Below are 15968 nucleotides of genomic sequence, written 5' to 3'. Positions count from 1 at the left end.
TTTTTCTTCAAAAATATCTATCTCCGAATCTATTATTTAGTACCGAATAATCTATCCCCTGCATCACCTAAACCAGGTGTAATATACGCTTTGTCATTTAATTTTTCATCTAATGCTGCAATGTATATATCTACATCTGGGTGTGCTTCTTGCATTTTTTCAACGCCTTCAGGGGCAGCTATTAAACACATAAAACGTATACTTTTAGCTCCTCGTTTTTTTAATGAAGAAATTGCTTCAATAGCTGAAGCACCAGTAGCAAGCATAGGATCAACCACAATAATTTGACGTTCATCGATATCTTGAGGCATTTTCGCAAAGTACTCTACCGCTTCAAGAGTCTCTGGATCTCTATAAAGTCCTATATGTCCTACCCTAGCAGCAGGAACAAGACTTAACACACCATCTGTCATGCCTAAACCAGCTCTTAAAATAGGTACAATTGCTAACTTTTTACCTGCCAAACGTTTAGCTGTCATTTTAGTCACAGGCGTTTGTATTTCAACATCTTGTAGTTCTAAGTCTCTAGTTACTTCATAGGCCATTAACATACCGACTTCATCTACAAGTTCTCTAAACTCTTTTGTTCCAGTGTGAGCGTCTCTAATATAACTTAGTTTGTGTTGTATTAATGGGTGATCAAAAACATGTACTTTACTCATAATCATTTTCCTCCAATGTGTATATCTATTAATTATATAATGGATATTTAGATGTGAGTGCGTGAACCCTCTCTTTAGCTTCATTTAGTTTAGTATCATTATCATAGTTATTTAATGCTAAACTAATAATTTTTGCTACTTCCACAAATGCAGATTCATCAAAACCACGAGTTGTAGCTGCAGGTGTTCCTAGTCTAACACCACTTGTTACAAACGGTTTTTCTTTATCAAATGGAATAGTATTCTTATTACATGTAATTCCTACTTTATCAAGTGTCTCTTCAGCTAATTTACCAGTCATATTGATAGAACCTTTAACATCAACTGCAACTAAATGATTGTCTGTTCCGCCAGATACAACTCTGAACCCTTCTTCAATTAATGTTTGAGCTAAAGCTTGTGCATTTTTAATGACTTGATTTTGATAATCTTTAAAATCGTCGTTCAAAGCTTCTCCAAATGCAACAGCTTTTGCAGCGATGACATGTTCTAGTGGACCGCCTTGAATACCTGGGAAGATTGTTTTATCTATATCTTTTTTATATTCTTCTTTACATAAAATCATACCACCACGTGGACCACGTAAAGTTTTATGAGTTGTAGTAGTCACAAAATCAGCATATTCTACAGGATTAGGATGTAAACCAGCAGCTACTAAACCAGCAATATGTGCCATATCTACCATCAATTTAGCTCCTACTTCGTCTGCAATTTCTTTAAATTTTTTAAAGTCAATAGTTCTTGAATATGCTGAAGCACCAGCTACAATTAATTTAGGTTGATGCTCAATTGCTAAACGTCTCACTTCATCATAGTTAATTAATTCATTTTCTTGGTCCACACCATATTCAACAAAATGATAAAATTTACCACTAAAATTGACAGGTGCCCCATGAGTTAAATGCCCACCATGACTCAAATTCATACCTAACACAGTATCGCCCATTTCTAAAGCAACCAAATATACAGCCATATTAGCTTGAGAACCTGAATGGGGTTGGACATTAACATGTTCTGCTCCAAATAAAGCTTTTGCTCTATCAATGGCAATGGCCTCAGTTACATCTACGTGCTCACACCCGCCATAATAACGACGTCCAGGATAACCCTCAGCATATTTATTCGTTAATACTGAACCTTGAGCTTCCATAACTGCTTGTGATACGAAATTTTCTGATGCAATAAGTTCAATATTACTATTTTGTCGTTGAAACTCCTTTTGAATAGCATCGTAAACAACTTTGTCCTTCTTCTCGATATAAGACATTTGAATCCCCTTCTTCCACAATATTTATTGATATTTAGCTCGTTCGCCACCAATTTTCTTAGGTCTAGATGTCGCTATGGTAACGATAGCTTCTCCAATTTGTTTAACACTTGTTCTTACAGGAACACACACATGTTTAATATGCATTCCAATTAAGGTCTGACCTATATCTATACCTTTTGAAACAGTAATATGCTCAACAACAATAGGATCTTCCATTTGTTGATAAGCGTAAGTGGATAAACTACCACCTGCATGAACGTCTGGAATGACAGTAACTTCTTCCATAGTCAATGGATTGAAATTTGCTCTTTCTATCGTTACTGCCCGGTTAATATGTTCACATCCTTGAAAAGCAAATGTCACGCCTGTATCAATCTCAAGTTGTTTCAAATTTTCATAAATTTCTTTAGCTACGTCCATCGATCCAACAGAACCAATACGTTTACCTATAACTTCAGAAGTTGAACAACCAATGATACACATTTCGCCTGGGTTAAAGAATGACATATCTTTCAATTCATCAAGCAGTTGTTGTAAATCACGCATTTGAACCCACCCCTTTGTAAAAAATAAAAAGGAACATAGCAAACTTGCTATACTCCTTAATTATAACTTATTTAAAGCTTAACATATACTAATTATATATATTTTACTTTACTCGTGTTTAAATTTTATTTTGTCGACTAAATCATAAATTTTGATATAAGTTTGTTCATAAACATCGAATGAGCCACCAAATGGATCATCAATTTCCTGTGTGTCACCTACATACTCATTTAATGTAAAGACATTAGATTGTCGTCCATAAATAGAAAATATCAAGTCTTTATGAGCTTGCGTCATGGTAAGTATAATATCAGCATCAAGATCATCTATACGAAAAGTTTGAGCTAGCGATGGTTCAGGTAAACCGTACTTATGAATTAATTCTAACGATTCCTTAGATATGGCCTGTCCCTCAACTGCGAATAGTCCTCTTGAAGCTATGCTATCGTTTGGTAAAAGGGACTTGGCTATACTTTCAGCCAGTGGGCTTCGACAAGTGTTGCCACTACATACAAAAATTATTTTCATAGCTTTTCACCTTTAACTAATTTATAACTTGCTGCTTTTAACATTCTATTCATAATAGCTTCAGAATGATGGTTATCTTTAAATCCATAAATATATGCCTCTTCTATTTCTTCATTCCGGTCAAGTTCATGTAAAATTTCATATAAATTATGGCCTGCTGATTTAAAATCTTCCTTATTTTCACATAATGATATAAAAATGCTATTTTCGGGAATCAAACTTTTTTGACTCTGTGGAAATACAAATGCTACTTTTGACCATTTATCATCATTAGCTATTTTTTTATTTAAATCTTTAACAATTGTTAAAGGGGTTTCTGGGGAATAATGTTTATATTTCATCCCAGGTGCGATAGGCTTTTCATTTTCCTCATATATTTGACGATTTATCGAATGTGGTAGTCTACTTTCTATCATATCTTGTGTAATTGAACCTGGTCGCGCAATACGAAACGGAAACTGTGTGCAATCAATCACAGTACTTTCAAGCCCCTCTTCACATTGATCACCATTAACTATACCGTTGACTTTGCCATTTAAATCTCTATTCACATGTTCAAAGGTTGTTGGTGACGGACGACCACTAATATTAGCACTAGGAGCTGCTATGGGTTCATCTACAATTTGAAGTAATGCTCTCCCTATTTTATGACTAGGCATTCTAACAGCGATAGATTCTAATCCACCAGTCACTTTACTGCAAAGATAACCCTGTTTAAGTGGTAATATAAAAGAAATAGGTCCCGGCCAAAATTCATCCATTAATACTTTAACCTTATCATCGATATGCTCTACAAAATCATCGAGTTGTTCAATACTGTGAATATGGACGATTAACGGATTATCTGACGGACGTCCTTTTGCAACATAGATATTTTCGACTGCTTCTTCGTTTCTAGCATTCGCTCCAAGACCATATACTGTTTCAGTAGGTATCGCTACTAAACCTCCATCTAGGAAAGTTTGTTTTATCTCATCAATATGTGGATATTGACTAACATTATTTTTATACATTCTTAAATCCCATATTTGTGTGTGCATGTTTTCACCTCTTCTGTGATTGTATGCTGTAAAGAAATAAGGGCAGAATTTAATTCATTTTCAAAAAGTTGAATTAAAATTCCACCCGTGCTATGTTGCTGATCGAAAGTCATGTTTTTCATAAACAAAACAACGATAAAAACAATATCGTATAAATTGTTTAACTACCAAATAATAGATATAATTCGCTGATTTCCATTGATATCTTTGAAAATCTCTACTTCTTTTTCAGGATATAAATCTTGAACCATTCTTTTTAAGATATCTCCTTGTTGATAACCAATTTCAAAAACAACATGTCCACCTTGTTTCATTACAAATGGTAAATCTTCTAATATTGACTCATAAATAGCAAATCCGTTTTTCTCAGCGAATAGAGCATGATGCGGCTCATAATTTAGTACTGTTGACTCCATATCTATTATTTCGCTATGACCTATGTATGGTGGATTAGATATTAACCCATCCAATTTTATATCTTTTTCAATTAGCGGTTTTAAAGCATTTCCACGCAAAAACTGAATATTTTGGTGATAGTGACTTGCATTTTGCTTAGCTACACTTAAAGCATCTTCATACAAATCTGTTGCAATAACATTTAATTCAGGTTGCAGTAACTTAAGCGTAATTGCTATAGCACCACTTCCAGTTCCAATATCTGCTATGGTATCAGTCTTTTTACACAATTTTAAAAAATGCAGCATAACTTCCTCAGTTTCAGGCCTTGGTATAAGACAGTGTTGATTCACTTTAAATTGATAACCATAAAATGACTGAAATCCAACAATATATTGGATAGGTTCTCCAGTGACCATCCTATCCAACGCTTTATCCAATTTGTTAATCGATGTCAAAGACATTTGTTCATCTTTATGAATTAAATAATCTGTTTTTGACCAACCAAAAACATCTAAAAACAACCATTCGGCACGAGTTGATTCAAACCCTTCATTTATAGCAATTGTCTTGGCTTCTGCAAACTTTTCTTTATAATTCACCATTGTTTAATTCTTTCAGTTTCTCAGTTTGTTCTGAAAGTGTGAGTGCCTCCACAATCTCGTCTAAATGTCCTTCCATAATTTGATTTAACTTTTGAAGCGTTAAACCAATCCGATGATCTGTCACACGACTTTGAGGATAATTATAAGTTCTTATTCTTTCAGAGCGATCGCCTGTACCAACAGCTGATTTTCTTTGAGAAGCATATTTTTGTTGTTCTTCTTGCAATTTCATATCATATAATCGCGCTTTTAAAACTTTCATTGCTTTTTCTCGGTTTTGAATTTGAGACTTTTCAGAAGAAGTTGCTATAACACCCGTCGGCAAGTGTGTAATACGTACTGCAGAGTCAGTCGTATTAACGTGCTGACCACCAGCACCACTAGAACGATAAGTATCAATTTTTAAATCTTCATTACGTATCTCAATTTCGACATCTTCAGCTTCAGGTAATACAGCAACAGTTGCAGTGGAAGTGTGAATTCGCCCTCCTGATTCTGTTTCAGGCACACGTTGTACTCTATGTGCACCATTTTCAAATTTTAATTTACTGTAAGCACCTGTACCAGATACTGAGAAACTCACTTCTTTATATCCACCATGATCACTTTCTGAAGCTTCTACTATTTCTGTTTTAAATCCGTTTGCCTCGGCGTATTTTGAATACATTCTCATTAAGTCCCCAGCAAATATTGCAGCTTCATCTCCCCCTGCAGCTGCACGAATTTCGACAATAACATCTTTATCATCATTAGGATCTTTAGGTATAAGTAAGATTTTTAATTCTTCTTCCATATCAGGTAATTCTGTTTTTAAAGCGCTACTTTCTTCTTTTAGCATTTCAACTTCTTCTTTATCAGATGTTTCACTTAACATATCCTCAATATCTTGTAATTCTTCTTTTTTGGTCTTATAACTTCTATACACATCAACAGTCTTTTGTAAGTCAGCTTGTTCTTTTGAATATTTTCTTAATTTATCAGCGTCATTCACTACATCAGGATCACTCAGTAATTCATTTAATTGTTCATATCGTTCTTCTACTATATCTAATTGATCAAACACTACATTTCCTCCTTCTCATTTTCACTAGGCGCAACTATATGATGTGCTCTACAACGTGGCTCGTAACTTTCATTTGCACCAACCAATATGATGGGATCATCTTCTTTTGCCGGTTCACCATTTATTAACCGCTGTGTACGACTCGAGGGTGAACCACATACAGAACATACTGCTTGCAACTTTGTAATATGTTCACTAACTGCGAGCAACTTGGGCATAGGTTTAAACGGTTCTCCTCTAAAGTCCATATCTAAACCTGCTACAATAACACGATGCCCGTTTTCGGCTAATTTTTCAACTATGTTGACAATATCATCTTCAAAAAATTGCACTTCATCAATTCCGATGACGTTTACTTCTTCTAGCTTATGATTTAAAATTTCTTGAGCTGTAGATATATTAATCGCTTCTATCTCATTACCATTATGTGAGACGACCTTTTCTTTATGGTAACGATCATCAATTGCTGGTTTGAAAACAACCACCTTTTGTTTAGCGTAGATTCCACGTCTTAAGCGACGTATAAGTTCTTCAGATTTTCCACTAAACATACTTCCTGTTATGGTTTCAATCCAACCTGAATGGTACGTTTCATACATTGATAGTTCCACCTTTTTCAAAACATAATCGCTTAATTATATCATATTTTTTATGTATATAAATGTATTTTCAAAGTAAGAATCATAATTTACAGGTGTATTATGAAATTTAATAATTAAACGAATAATCTATAAAAGATTTTACACATCTCTATAAATGTTTATACTTATCGATAGATTTTATAGATATAAAGAGCTTTGATATAGAGTTGATGATTCAACGAAACTCTATAATAAAAAACTGTCTACAATACCCAAACGGGAAAGTAGACAGTTGAAATCCAAAATTAGTTGTTGTTTGATTTGAGTCCAAACTTTTTGTTGAAACGTTCCACACGACCATCCGCTGCTGCGAATTTTTGACGTCCAGTATAGAATGGATGAGAATCTGATGATACATCTAAACGAATAACTGGGTATTCATTTCCATCTTCCCATTCCATAGTTTCTGAAGATGTTTTTGTAGAACCACTTAAAAATTTAAAGTTTGTTGTTGTATCTAAAAAGATAACTTTGTGGTATTCAGGATGAATTCCTTGTTTCATTTTTTTCAGCTCCTTTGCCCTGAACCATCTGGAACAGAGTTATTTGTGAGTTTTTTTACCCAATACTGTGTAATTATAATAGTAATATATGGAAAACGCAACCCTTAATCTACGAGTTTAAATAATTGGTCTTCCTGTTTTAGTACTCTCTTCAGCTGCTTTTTGCAATTGCTTAAAGAATTCTTTATTATTTTTCGAACGCTTAAGTTTTCTAATAAAACGTTCTGTAAAGTCTGTTGAATCGGTAAATAAATTTCGTAATTGCCATAATGAATCTAATTCCGCTTTAGTGATTAATAGCTCTTCTTTTCGTGTTGAACTACGACCTATGTCTATCGCTGGGAATATTCTACGTTCTGATAACTTGCGATCAAGATGTAATTCCATATTACCTGTACCCTTGAACTCTTCATAAATCATATCATCCATACGAGATCCTGTCTCAACTAAAGCAGTAGCTAAAATTGTCAAACTTCCCCCAGCTTCAATGTTACGTGCTGCACCAAAAAACGCTTTAGGTTTGTGTAATGAAGCGGGATCAAGCCCGCCTGACAATGTACGTCCACTAGGTGGTATGACTAAATTATACGCTCGAGCCAAACGTGTTATGGAGTCCATAAGTATAATTACATCTTCTCCAATTTCAACTAATCGCTTTGCACGCTCTAATAATAATTCAGCAACTTTAACATGATGTTCTGGTGGTTCATCGAAAGTCGAATGAACGACTTCTGCAGATTCAACCGATCTTTCAATATCCGTCACTTCTTCTGGACGCTCACCTACTAGTAAGATAAATAAATTCGCTTCAGGTTTATTACTCGCTATTGCATTAGCGATTTCTTTTAATAAACTTGTCTTACCAGCTTTAGGTGGTGCAACTATAAGACCACGTTGACCAAGACCTATTGGTGTGACTAAATCCATAATACGAGTGGAATAATTTGTAGATTGCGTTTCTAATAGGATTCTTTCTTCAGGATAAAGAGGTGTTAAAGCTTGGAAGTGAGGACGTTTTTTGACTTCTTCTGCATTATGATCGTTCACAAAATCAACTTGAAGTAGACCATAATATTTTTCATTATCTTTTGGTTTACGAACTTTACCCGTTACTTTATCACCACGTTTTATTTCAAAACGTCGAATTTGGCTTGCAGAAATATAAATATCCTTCTCACCTTTAGAATAGTTAACGGTTCTTAAGAAACCATATCCATCTTGTTGAATATCATCTAATATTCCTTCCATATAGTAATTACCATCTTTTTCCATTTGTGCTTCCATAATGGCAAGTACCAATTCTTTTTTATTTAATTTACTGTAATTAGTTAATTTTAAAGATTTGGCTTTTTGAGTGAGCTCTTTAGTAGTATTGTTTTTATATAATTCGTGGAAAGATTCATACTGCGGAGATGTTCGTTCTCTACCAGGCATAGACTTGCACCCATTTCATTAATTATTTATTTTACGAAGTTCAAAAATAATAAACGTATAGTTAGCTTAACCAAATAATAGATGTTTATCTTGATACTTATGTGACTGTCAATAATAAAAAGTCACATTATAGCTATATTTATACGTTTATATATTTCTCAACCTTCTAATTACTAGACTAACTATAGCAAATTTTCATTTTAATTACAAAATGATTTTAGGAATTTTAACATAAAAAACAAAACACAGAACAAAATTAGTTCCGTGTTTTGTTTAATTGCAACTTTTAATTTAATTTACTAATTATTTAAAATATCCAGCTATTGATTTTACTTCTAAGAATTCTTCGATACCATAATCGCCCCATTCACGACCTAAGCCAGATTCTTTATAACCACCGAATGGTAAGTCTGGTTTTCTACCAGCTTCATTAATTTCAATTGTACCAGCTTCGATTGAACGAGCGACATGTCTCAATGTATCTTTATCTTTACCAATAACATAGCCAGCAAGACCATATTTCGTATCATTAGCAATTTCAATAGCTTCGTCAAGATTATTATAAGTGATTACAGACATAACAGGTCCGAAAATTTCTTCTTGTGCAATCGTCATGTGATTATCTACATTAATAAATATAGTTGGACGCGCAAAATAACCTTTATCTAATCCTTCTGGTTTACCAGGACCGCCGTAGAATAACTCTGCTCCTTCATTGATACCTTTATCAATGTAATCCTGAACTTGATCGAATTGTTTTTTACTAATAATAGGACCTACTTGAGTTCCTTCTTCTCTTGGTTGACCTACTTTAACTTTACTAAATGCTTCTTTAACTGCTGTTAAGTAGTCTTCTTTAATACTTTCAGGAATAAGTACACGTGTTCCTGCAGTACAAACTTGCCCTGTATTGTTAACAACTTTTTTCGTTGTTGCATTAGCAGCTTCTTCAACATCAACGTCATCTAATACGATATAAGGTGATTTCCCACCCAATTCAAGAGACACTTTTTTGAAGTCTTTTGCAGCTTTTTCCATAATTTTTGAACCTGTAGGACCAGAACCTGTAAATGACATCATTCTTACTTTAGGATGTTCACTTAAAGGATTTCCTACTCCAGATCCATCACCATTAACTAAGTTAAACACACCTTTAGGTACGCCTGCTTTATCAAAAATTTCTGCTAAAATAATTGCAGCAAATGGTGTTTCTTCAGATGGTTTTAGAACAACAGGACTTCCAGCAGCAAACGCAGCAGCTAATTTAAGTGAAGTTTGGTTTGTAGGGAAATTCCAAGGTGTAACAAGTCCAGCAACTCCAATGGCTTCTTTAACAACCAAATCATCGCCACGTTGTTCTTCAAATTGGAAGCTATCTAAAGCATCTCTTGCAGCTGTAAAGTGATTCAATCCCATTTGATAATGAACGTTCTCGGAAACTGATAAAGGCGCTCCTAGTTCATCGGTAATTGCTTCAATTAAATCATTTTTTCTATTTTGATATTCTTTTACAATCTTATCTAAAAGTTCTCTTCTTTCATCAACAGAACTATGTCTAAATTCTAAATATACTTTATCTGCAGCATCTACAGCTTTATTAACATCTTCTTCGTTACCGTTAGCAATTTTACCCATTACTTCTTCAGTTGCAGGATTAATAACATCAATAGTTTCGCCGCTTGCACTATCAACCCATTCACCGTTTATATATTGTTTAGTGAAATTTCTCATCTTATTATATTCACTCCTTAGAAAACTTATATACATATACTATCCTATTTTTACAGATAATAAACATAACTTGCTCACAGGTTGATTTAAATAAATACTAGTTACTAAAATGCGCTTACTATAATTGAAATATGAAATTACATTTCTCAAATTTGATTTCGAATCAAAAAGAGCCTGAGACAATAATGTCCCAGACTTTCTTAACTTATAAGTAAGTCAATCACTAAATTTAAATTGCGCTTAAATCAATCTTTATTGTACTCTATTTAAACATCCTAAATTAGATTAATTCATCAGATCATTTTACAAACATTATAAGTTTGGGATTTGTTGCAGAGAAACAACGTATTTAACTTGAATTCTGATACACTCACTATTTCATATCACTCAAATATAAATGTTGTTAATTTAAAAATTGTGTTAAGAATTAAACCGTTTCCGTCCAAATATCAGCACCAAGTGCTTTAAGATGTTCAACGATGTTAGTATATCCTCTATAAATATGTTTTACATTAAATATTGTTGTCACACCTTCAGCTATTAAACCTGCAGTAATTAAGCAAGCGCCTGCGCGTAAATCACTTGCATATACTTCAGCGCCATTAAGTGTCGAAGGTTTAATTACAGCTGTTCCCTCATCCGATTTAATATTAGCACCCATACGCTGTAATTCTTCTACATGTTTAAAACGCGCTGGATAAATAGTATCAGTCACAAACGAAGGTCCTTCTGTCATGAATAATAATGGTGTAATAGGTTGTTGTAAATCAGTTGCAAAACCTGGATAAACAAGCGTCTTTATATCTACATTTTTATACGGTGCTTGTTTACGAATGATAATTTTTTCATCTTCTATTTCAATATCTACACCTAACTCTTTTAACTTAACAGTTAAAGCTTCAACATGTTTAGGGACTATATTATGTAAAATGACCTCTTCACCCATTGCTGCGGCCATACACATATAAGAACCAGCTTCAATTCTATCTGGAATAATTTGATACTCTGAACCTTTTAGTTCCTCAACACCATTAATTTTTATTGATGTTGTACCAGCTCCTCTAATATCAGCACCCATACTCATTAAAAAGTTCGCAACATCTACAACTTCAGGTTCTTTGGCTGCATTATCAATAACAGTTTGACCTTTAGCATGAACTGCCGCAAGCATAATATTAATCGTCGCTCCAACACTTACCATATCTAAAAATATATGAGCGCCTCTAAGTTCTTTTGCTACTAATTTCATGGATGTATTGCTAGATTCGTCAATTTCTGCACCTAATGCTTTGAACCCCTTAATATGTTGGTCAATAGGTCTTGGTCCGAGTGGACATCCACCCGGCAATCCAATTACACATTTTTTAAAACGACCAAGCATTGCACCCATCATATAATAAGAAGCACGTAAAGACTCAACTTTATTATTAGGTAGAGGTGCATTCTCTATTTGTGTAGTATCCACTTCTAATTGTTTACCATTTAATCTTGCTTTAATATTTAAATCTTCTAACAAACTTACTAGAGTTTCGACATCAGAGATTTGAGGAAGGCCATCCAACTTTACTTGTCCTTGAGCTAATAAAGTTGCGGGGATAATAGCAACTGCACTATTTTTTGCTCCACTAATTTCTACTTCTCCTTTTAGTGTTTGTCCACCTCTAATTTTTATTACCTCTTGAGCCATATCACTTTTCTCCTTTGTTTCCTTCTTTTTAAAATATCACATTATTAGCATTATAAGATAATTTTACTTTATTTGTAAAATACTTATTTTTACAATAAATACAATTTGTTTATAGCATCATTTTGCTTTTTATAAAGATTGCTAATTACGACTAAGAATACGTCAATGAACTAATACCACTTATCTTTTCAGTTAATCATTTATTTTGTTAATTATTCGTTTGTAAGCTATTTTATTATATGAAATCTTCCCAATATTGAATATTGTAACCATAAAATGTAAATTTCTGTCATTATTATAGCATAAAAAGAGGTCACTGAACTTATGTTCAATGACCAATAACAAAGATATTTAAATTATTTAGCGCGATTAGAAGTACCGAATTCTCTAATTTTACCTTTAACTGTCTCTTTAATAGCTTCACGTGCTGGTCCTAAATATTTACGTGGATCATACACATCTTTGTCGTTGTTTAATACTTCACGAACTGCTTTAGCAGACGCAATTTGATTTTCAGTATTCACGTTAATTTTAGCAGTACCATAAGGAATAGCTTTTTGAATATCTTTAGTCGGAATACCTGTACCACCGTGTAGTACTAAAGGTAATCCAGTTGAAGCACCAATTTCTTCCATCTCTTTAAATCCTAATTTAGGTTCGCCTTTATATGGTCCATGTACAGAACCTAATGCTGGTGCTAAAGTATCAATTCCAGTTTTTTCTACTAGTTCTTGACATTCTTTAGGGTCTGCATAGATAACGCCATCAGCAACTACGTCGTCTTCTTGTCCACCAACTGTACCTAATTCAGCTTCTACAGAAACGCCTCTATCGTGAGCATACTCAACTACTTTAGAAGTGATTTCAACATTTTCTTCAAAAGGACTATGAGATGCATCAATCATTACAGATGTGAATCCAGCATCAATTGCTTCTTTACATTTTTCAAAGCTTGAACCGTGGTCTAAATGAATTGCTACTGGGATTGTGATGTTTAAGTCATGCATTAAACCTTCTACCATTTTCACAACTGTATAAAAGCCACTCATATAACGAGCTGCCCCTTCAGAAACACCTAGAATAACTGGCGCATTCTCTTCTTGAGACGCTTCTAAAATAGCTTGTGTAAATTCGAGGTTATTAAGATTGTATTGACCAACCGCATAACCGTTTTCTTTCGCATCGATTAACATTTCTTTCATTGAAACTAAAGGCATGAAAGTTCCTCCTTGAGTGCATCAGTGCACGTTTTTTTCAACGTCATTATATCAAAAATATATACTGATTGCATTCGAATATTTTATTTAATATTGATATTTTTCGAATTTAATTGTTTTTACGTTTTTGGAAGCGAATATATTTCGAAAAATGTTCACATATTGCATATCTACCTAGGATTATTTACAATATTTCAGTAAAGAGATTGGAGGTTTACAATGTCAAAAATCTTAAACACACAATTAACTGGTATTTTTAATCGGCTTGAAAAACAAGAGTTAGATATTCAAATGGCAGCTCAATGCCTCATTCAAGCAATTGGTGGAGAAGGACATGTCTATATCAAAGGGTACGATGATTTAAAATTCTATGAATCATTCATATTACAAAGCCATGAAAAATTAGCGTCTAGTTTACCACTTGAAGATTTACAAAATTTTAACGATATAGATACTACAGATAGGGTACTGTTATTTTCACCATACTACACTTCGGAAGTTGAAAGTGATGTACTCCAACTTATTGATTTAGATGTCGATTTAGTGCTTATTTGTAATAACCCTAAACGAGATGATTTTCCAAATCATTTAATTCATTATGTTAATTTATCAACACCTAGGCCCATTGTTTACACAGAAGATTATGATAAAATCATTCAACCACATCCGATGGCCTTAAATTATATTTATTATGATATTTATACTCAAATGATTGAAATGACTAGAGATTTGGATTTGTAGAATATGTGTGTAGTCGTTCAATTATTTTCTATAAAATAATTTCATCCGTGTAATTAACTGATGAAGCAAGAACGTATAATAATTATAACCAAAACATCTAATGTATAATGATAAATAAAGTACACTGATAAAGTTTAATGGACAATTAAAAAATGGTCATTTCCTTTTGCTTTTAAGGAAATGACCATTTTTATTTAGCTTTATATTGTTTGTGCATCAAAACAATTATTTTTGTTGGTAATTTAACGCCGCTTCTACAAATGATTTAAATATAAGCTGTGGACGATTAGGTCTTGATAAGAATTCAGGATGGAATTGACATGCAATAAAGAAATCATTTTTAGGTATTTCTATAATTTCTACTAAACGACCATCTGGACTTGTCCCTGAAAAGACCATACCGTTACTTTCTAATTGTTCCCTAAATTCGTTATTGAATTCATATCTATGACGATGACGTTCTTCAATATCATTTTTATTATAAATTTTCTCTGCCAATGTACCTTCTTTAATGTGGCAAGGATAAAGACCAAGTCTTAGGGTTCCACCTAAATCTTCAATATCCTTTTGTTCTGGTAATAAATCTATAATTGGATAAGGTGTACTTGGATCTAATTCTGCTGAATGCGCACCTTCATAGCCTAAAACATGACGCGCAAATTCAACAGTTGCCAATTGCATACCTAAACAAATGCCAAAGAACGGTATGTTATTCTCACGGGCATAACGAATAGCTGCAATTTTACCTTCACTTGCTCTGAATCCAAATCCACCAGGAACTAAAATACCATCAACGTCGGATAAATAAGCCTCAACATTATGATCATTAACTTCACTTGAATCAATCCATTTTACCACAACATCTTTTTTAAATGGATAACCAGCATGCTTAAGTGATTCAACAACTGATAGATAAGCATCTTGTAAGCTCACATATTTACCAACTAAACCAATTGTAATTTTACCATCTAAATGATTAACGGTATCTAATAGATGTTTCCACTCATCCAGTTGCGTTTCATACTTGGCATTTAATTGTAAACGTTGAATAACAATGTCATCCATATTTTGCTTACTAAGTTGTAACGGAATTTCATAAAGAGAATCTGCATCTCTACATTCTATAACACTTTCCTTTTTGATATCACAGAATAGCGCGATTTTGTCTTTCAAATCTTGTGTCATTTCGTATTCTGTTCGTACTACTATTAAATCAGGTTGGATACCTAGGCCTCGTAATTCTTTAACACTATGCTGTGTAGGTTTTGTTTTCATTTCCCCAGCAGCTTTAATATATGGAAGCAAAGTACAATGTACATACATTACATTTTCACGACCTAAGTCGCTTCTAATTTGACGAATGGCTTCCAAGAAAGGTAAAGACTCTATATCACCTGTTGTTCCACCAATTTCAGTAATTACAACATCCGCATTAGTACTCTCACCAGCTAATAGCAATCTTTCTTTAATTTCGTTTGTAATATGAGGAATAACTTGTACAGTACCACCCAAGTAATCACCACGACGCTCTTTTTTCAACACATGTGAATATACTTTTCCGGCAGTAACATTTGAATATTTATTTAAATTAATATCTATAAAACGTTCATAATGTCCTAAGTCTAAATCAGTCTCAGCACCATCATCTGTAACGAACACTTCACCATGTTGATAAGGACTCATTGTACCTGGGTCTACATTTAAATATGGATCGAATTTTTGTATTGTAACTTTAAGTCCTCTATCTTTAAGTAATCTTCCTAGAGAAGCGGCTGTTATCCCTTTTCCTAATGATGACACAACCCCGCCTGTTACAAAAATAAACTTTGTCATTGTCTGACCTCCTGTATAATTTAGTAAACTATTTAATGATTGATAAAATCTATTAAAAACTGTGAGTAAAC

Annotated in this window: 15 protein-coding genes; 1 reads left to right on the top strand and 14 read right to left on the bottom strand. The window is 33.5% G+C overall.

The window, feature by feature from the left end; all coding sequences use genetic code 11:
* Window positions 1-32: 32 nt before the first annotated feature.
* The 13 genes from upp to fdaB form a co-directional block, all read right to left on the bottom strand.
* Complete coding sequence (gene upp / locus HMPREF3058_RS00660) at window positions 33-662, bottom strand: uracil phosphoribosyltransferase (RefSeq protein WP_002458713.1); 630 nt, start codon at window positions 660-662, stop codon at window positions 33-35.
* A 28-nt stretch (window positions 663-690) separates the two neighbouring features.
* Window positions 691-1929, bottom strand: a complete 1239-nt coding sequence (glyA, locus tag HMPREF3058_RS00655) for a serine hydroxymethyltransferase (protein WP_002458714.1) — start codon at window positions 1927-1929, stop codon at window positions 691-693.
* A 24-nt stretch (window positions 1930-1953) separates the two neighbouring features.
* Window positions 1954-2478: a TIGR01440 family protein gene (locus tag HMPREF3058_RS00650; protein ID WP_002458715.1), complete on the bottom strand. Its 525-nt coding sequence runs from the start codon at window positions 2476-2478 to the stop codon at window positions 1954-1956.
* A 108-nt stretch (window positions 2479-2586) separates the two neighbouring features.
* Window positions 2587-3006 (bottom strand): low molecular weight protein arginine phosphatase, encoded by a 420-nt coding sequence (locus HMPREF3058_RS00645; protein WP_002491177.1) that lies wholly within the window; start codon window positions 3004-3006, stop codon window positions 2587-2589.
* Complete coding sequence (locus HMPREF3058_RS00640) at window positions 3003-4046, bottom strand: L-threonylcarbamoyladenylate synthase (protein WP_002491180.1); 1044 nt, start codon at window positions 4044-4046, stop codon at window positions 3003-3005. Before HMPREF3058_RS00640 ends, HMPREF3058_RS00645 begins: the two co-directional genes overlap by 4 nt.
* Before the next feature lie 164 nt (window positions 4047-4210).
* Complete coding sequence (gene prmC / locus HMPREF3058_RS00635; protein WP_002491178.1) at window positions 4211-5047, bottom strand: peptide chain release factor N(5)-glutamine methyltransferase; 837 nt, start codon at window positions 5045-5047, stop codon at window positions 4211-4213.
* A complete protein-coding gene (prfA, locus tag HMPREF3058_RS00630) occupies window positions 5034-6110 on the bottom strand; it encodes a peptide chain release factor 1 (protein WP_002447797.1) in 1077 nt (358 codons plus the stop codon). The genes prmC and prfA overlap by 14 nt, the downstream gene beginning before the upstream one ends.
* Window positions 6110-6709: a thymidine kinase gene (locus HMPREF3058_RS00625; protein ID WP_002447798.1), complete on the bottom strand. Its 600-nt coding sequence runs from the start codon at window positions 6707-6709 to the stop codon at window positions 6110-6112. The genes prfA and HMPREF3058_RS00625 overlap by 1 nt, the downstream gene beginning before the upstream one ends.
* 287 nt (window positions 6710-6996) lie before the next feature.
* On the bottom strand, window positions 6997-7254 hold the full coding sequence (locus HMPREF3058_RS00620) for a type B 50S ribosomal protein L31 (protein WP_001829959.1): 258 nt from the start codon (window positions 7252-7254) through the stop codon (window positions 6997-6999).
* Window positions 7255-7371: 117 nt separating this feature from the next.
* Window positions 7372-8688 carry a transcription termination factor Rho gene (gene rho / locus HMPREF3058_RS00615; protein WP_002447799.1) on the bottom strand — a complete coding sequence of 439 codons (1317 nt, stop codon included), beginning with the start codon at window positions 8686-8688 and terminating at the stop codon, window positions 7372-7374.
* 303 nt (window positions 8689-8991) lie between these two features.
* Complete coding sequence (locus HMPREF3058_RS00610; RefSeq protein WP_002475465.1) at window positions 8992-10419, bottom strand: aldehyde dehydrogenase family protein; 1428 nt, start codon at window positions 10417-10419, stop codon at window positions 8992-8994.
* A gap of 427 nt (window positions 10420-10846) precedes the next feature.
* Entirely contained in the window at window positions 10847-12106 is a 1260-nt protein-coding gene (locus tag HMPREF3058_RS00605; RefSeq protein WP_002490695.1) for a UDP-N-acetylglucosamine 1-carboxyvinyltransferase, read from the bottom strand.
* Window positions 12107-12462: 356 nt separating this feature from the next.
* A complete protein-coding gene (gene fdaB / locus HMPREF3058_RS00600) occupies window positions 12463-13323 on the bottom strand; it encodes a class IIb fructose-bisphosphate aldolase FdaB (RefSeq protein WP_001829938.1) in 861 nt (286 codons plus the stop codon).
* A gap of 219 nt (window positions 13324-13542) precedes the next feature.
* Between fdaB and HMPREF3058_RS00595 the strand changes: the two genes are divergently transcribed.
* Entirely contained in the window at window positions 13543-14064 is a 522-nt protein-coding gene (locus HMPREF3058_RS00595) for a DUF2529 domain-containing protein (RefSeq protein ID WP_001829945.1), read from the top strand.
* A 225-nt stretch (window positions 14065-14289) separates the two neighbouring features.
* Here the strand turns inward: HMPREF3058_RS00595 and HMPREF3058_RS00590 are convergent, their stop codons facing one another.
* Entirely contained in the window at window positions 14290-15897 is a 1608-nt protein-coding gene (locus HMPREF3058_RS00590) for a CTP synthase (protein ID WP_002491188.1), read from the bottom strand.
* Window positions 15898-15968 lie beyond the last annotated feature (71 nt).

It is taken from the genome of Staphylococcus sp. HMSC068G11 (assembly GCF_001815825.1).
In the GTDB taxonomy this organism is placed as follows: domain Bacteria; phylum Bacillota; class Bacilli; order Staphylococcales; family Staphylococcaceae; genus Staphylococcus; species Staphylococcus epidermidis.
Note: the sequence above shows the minus strand (reverse complement) of the source record. Positions and strands in the feature narration are given on the sequence as shown.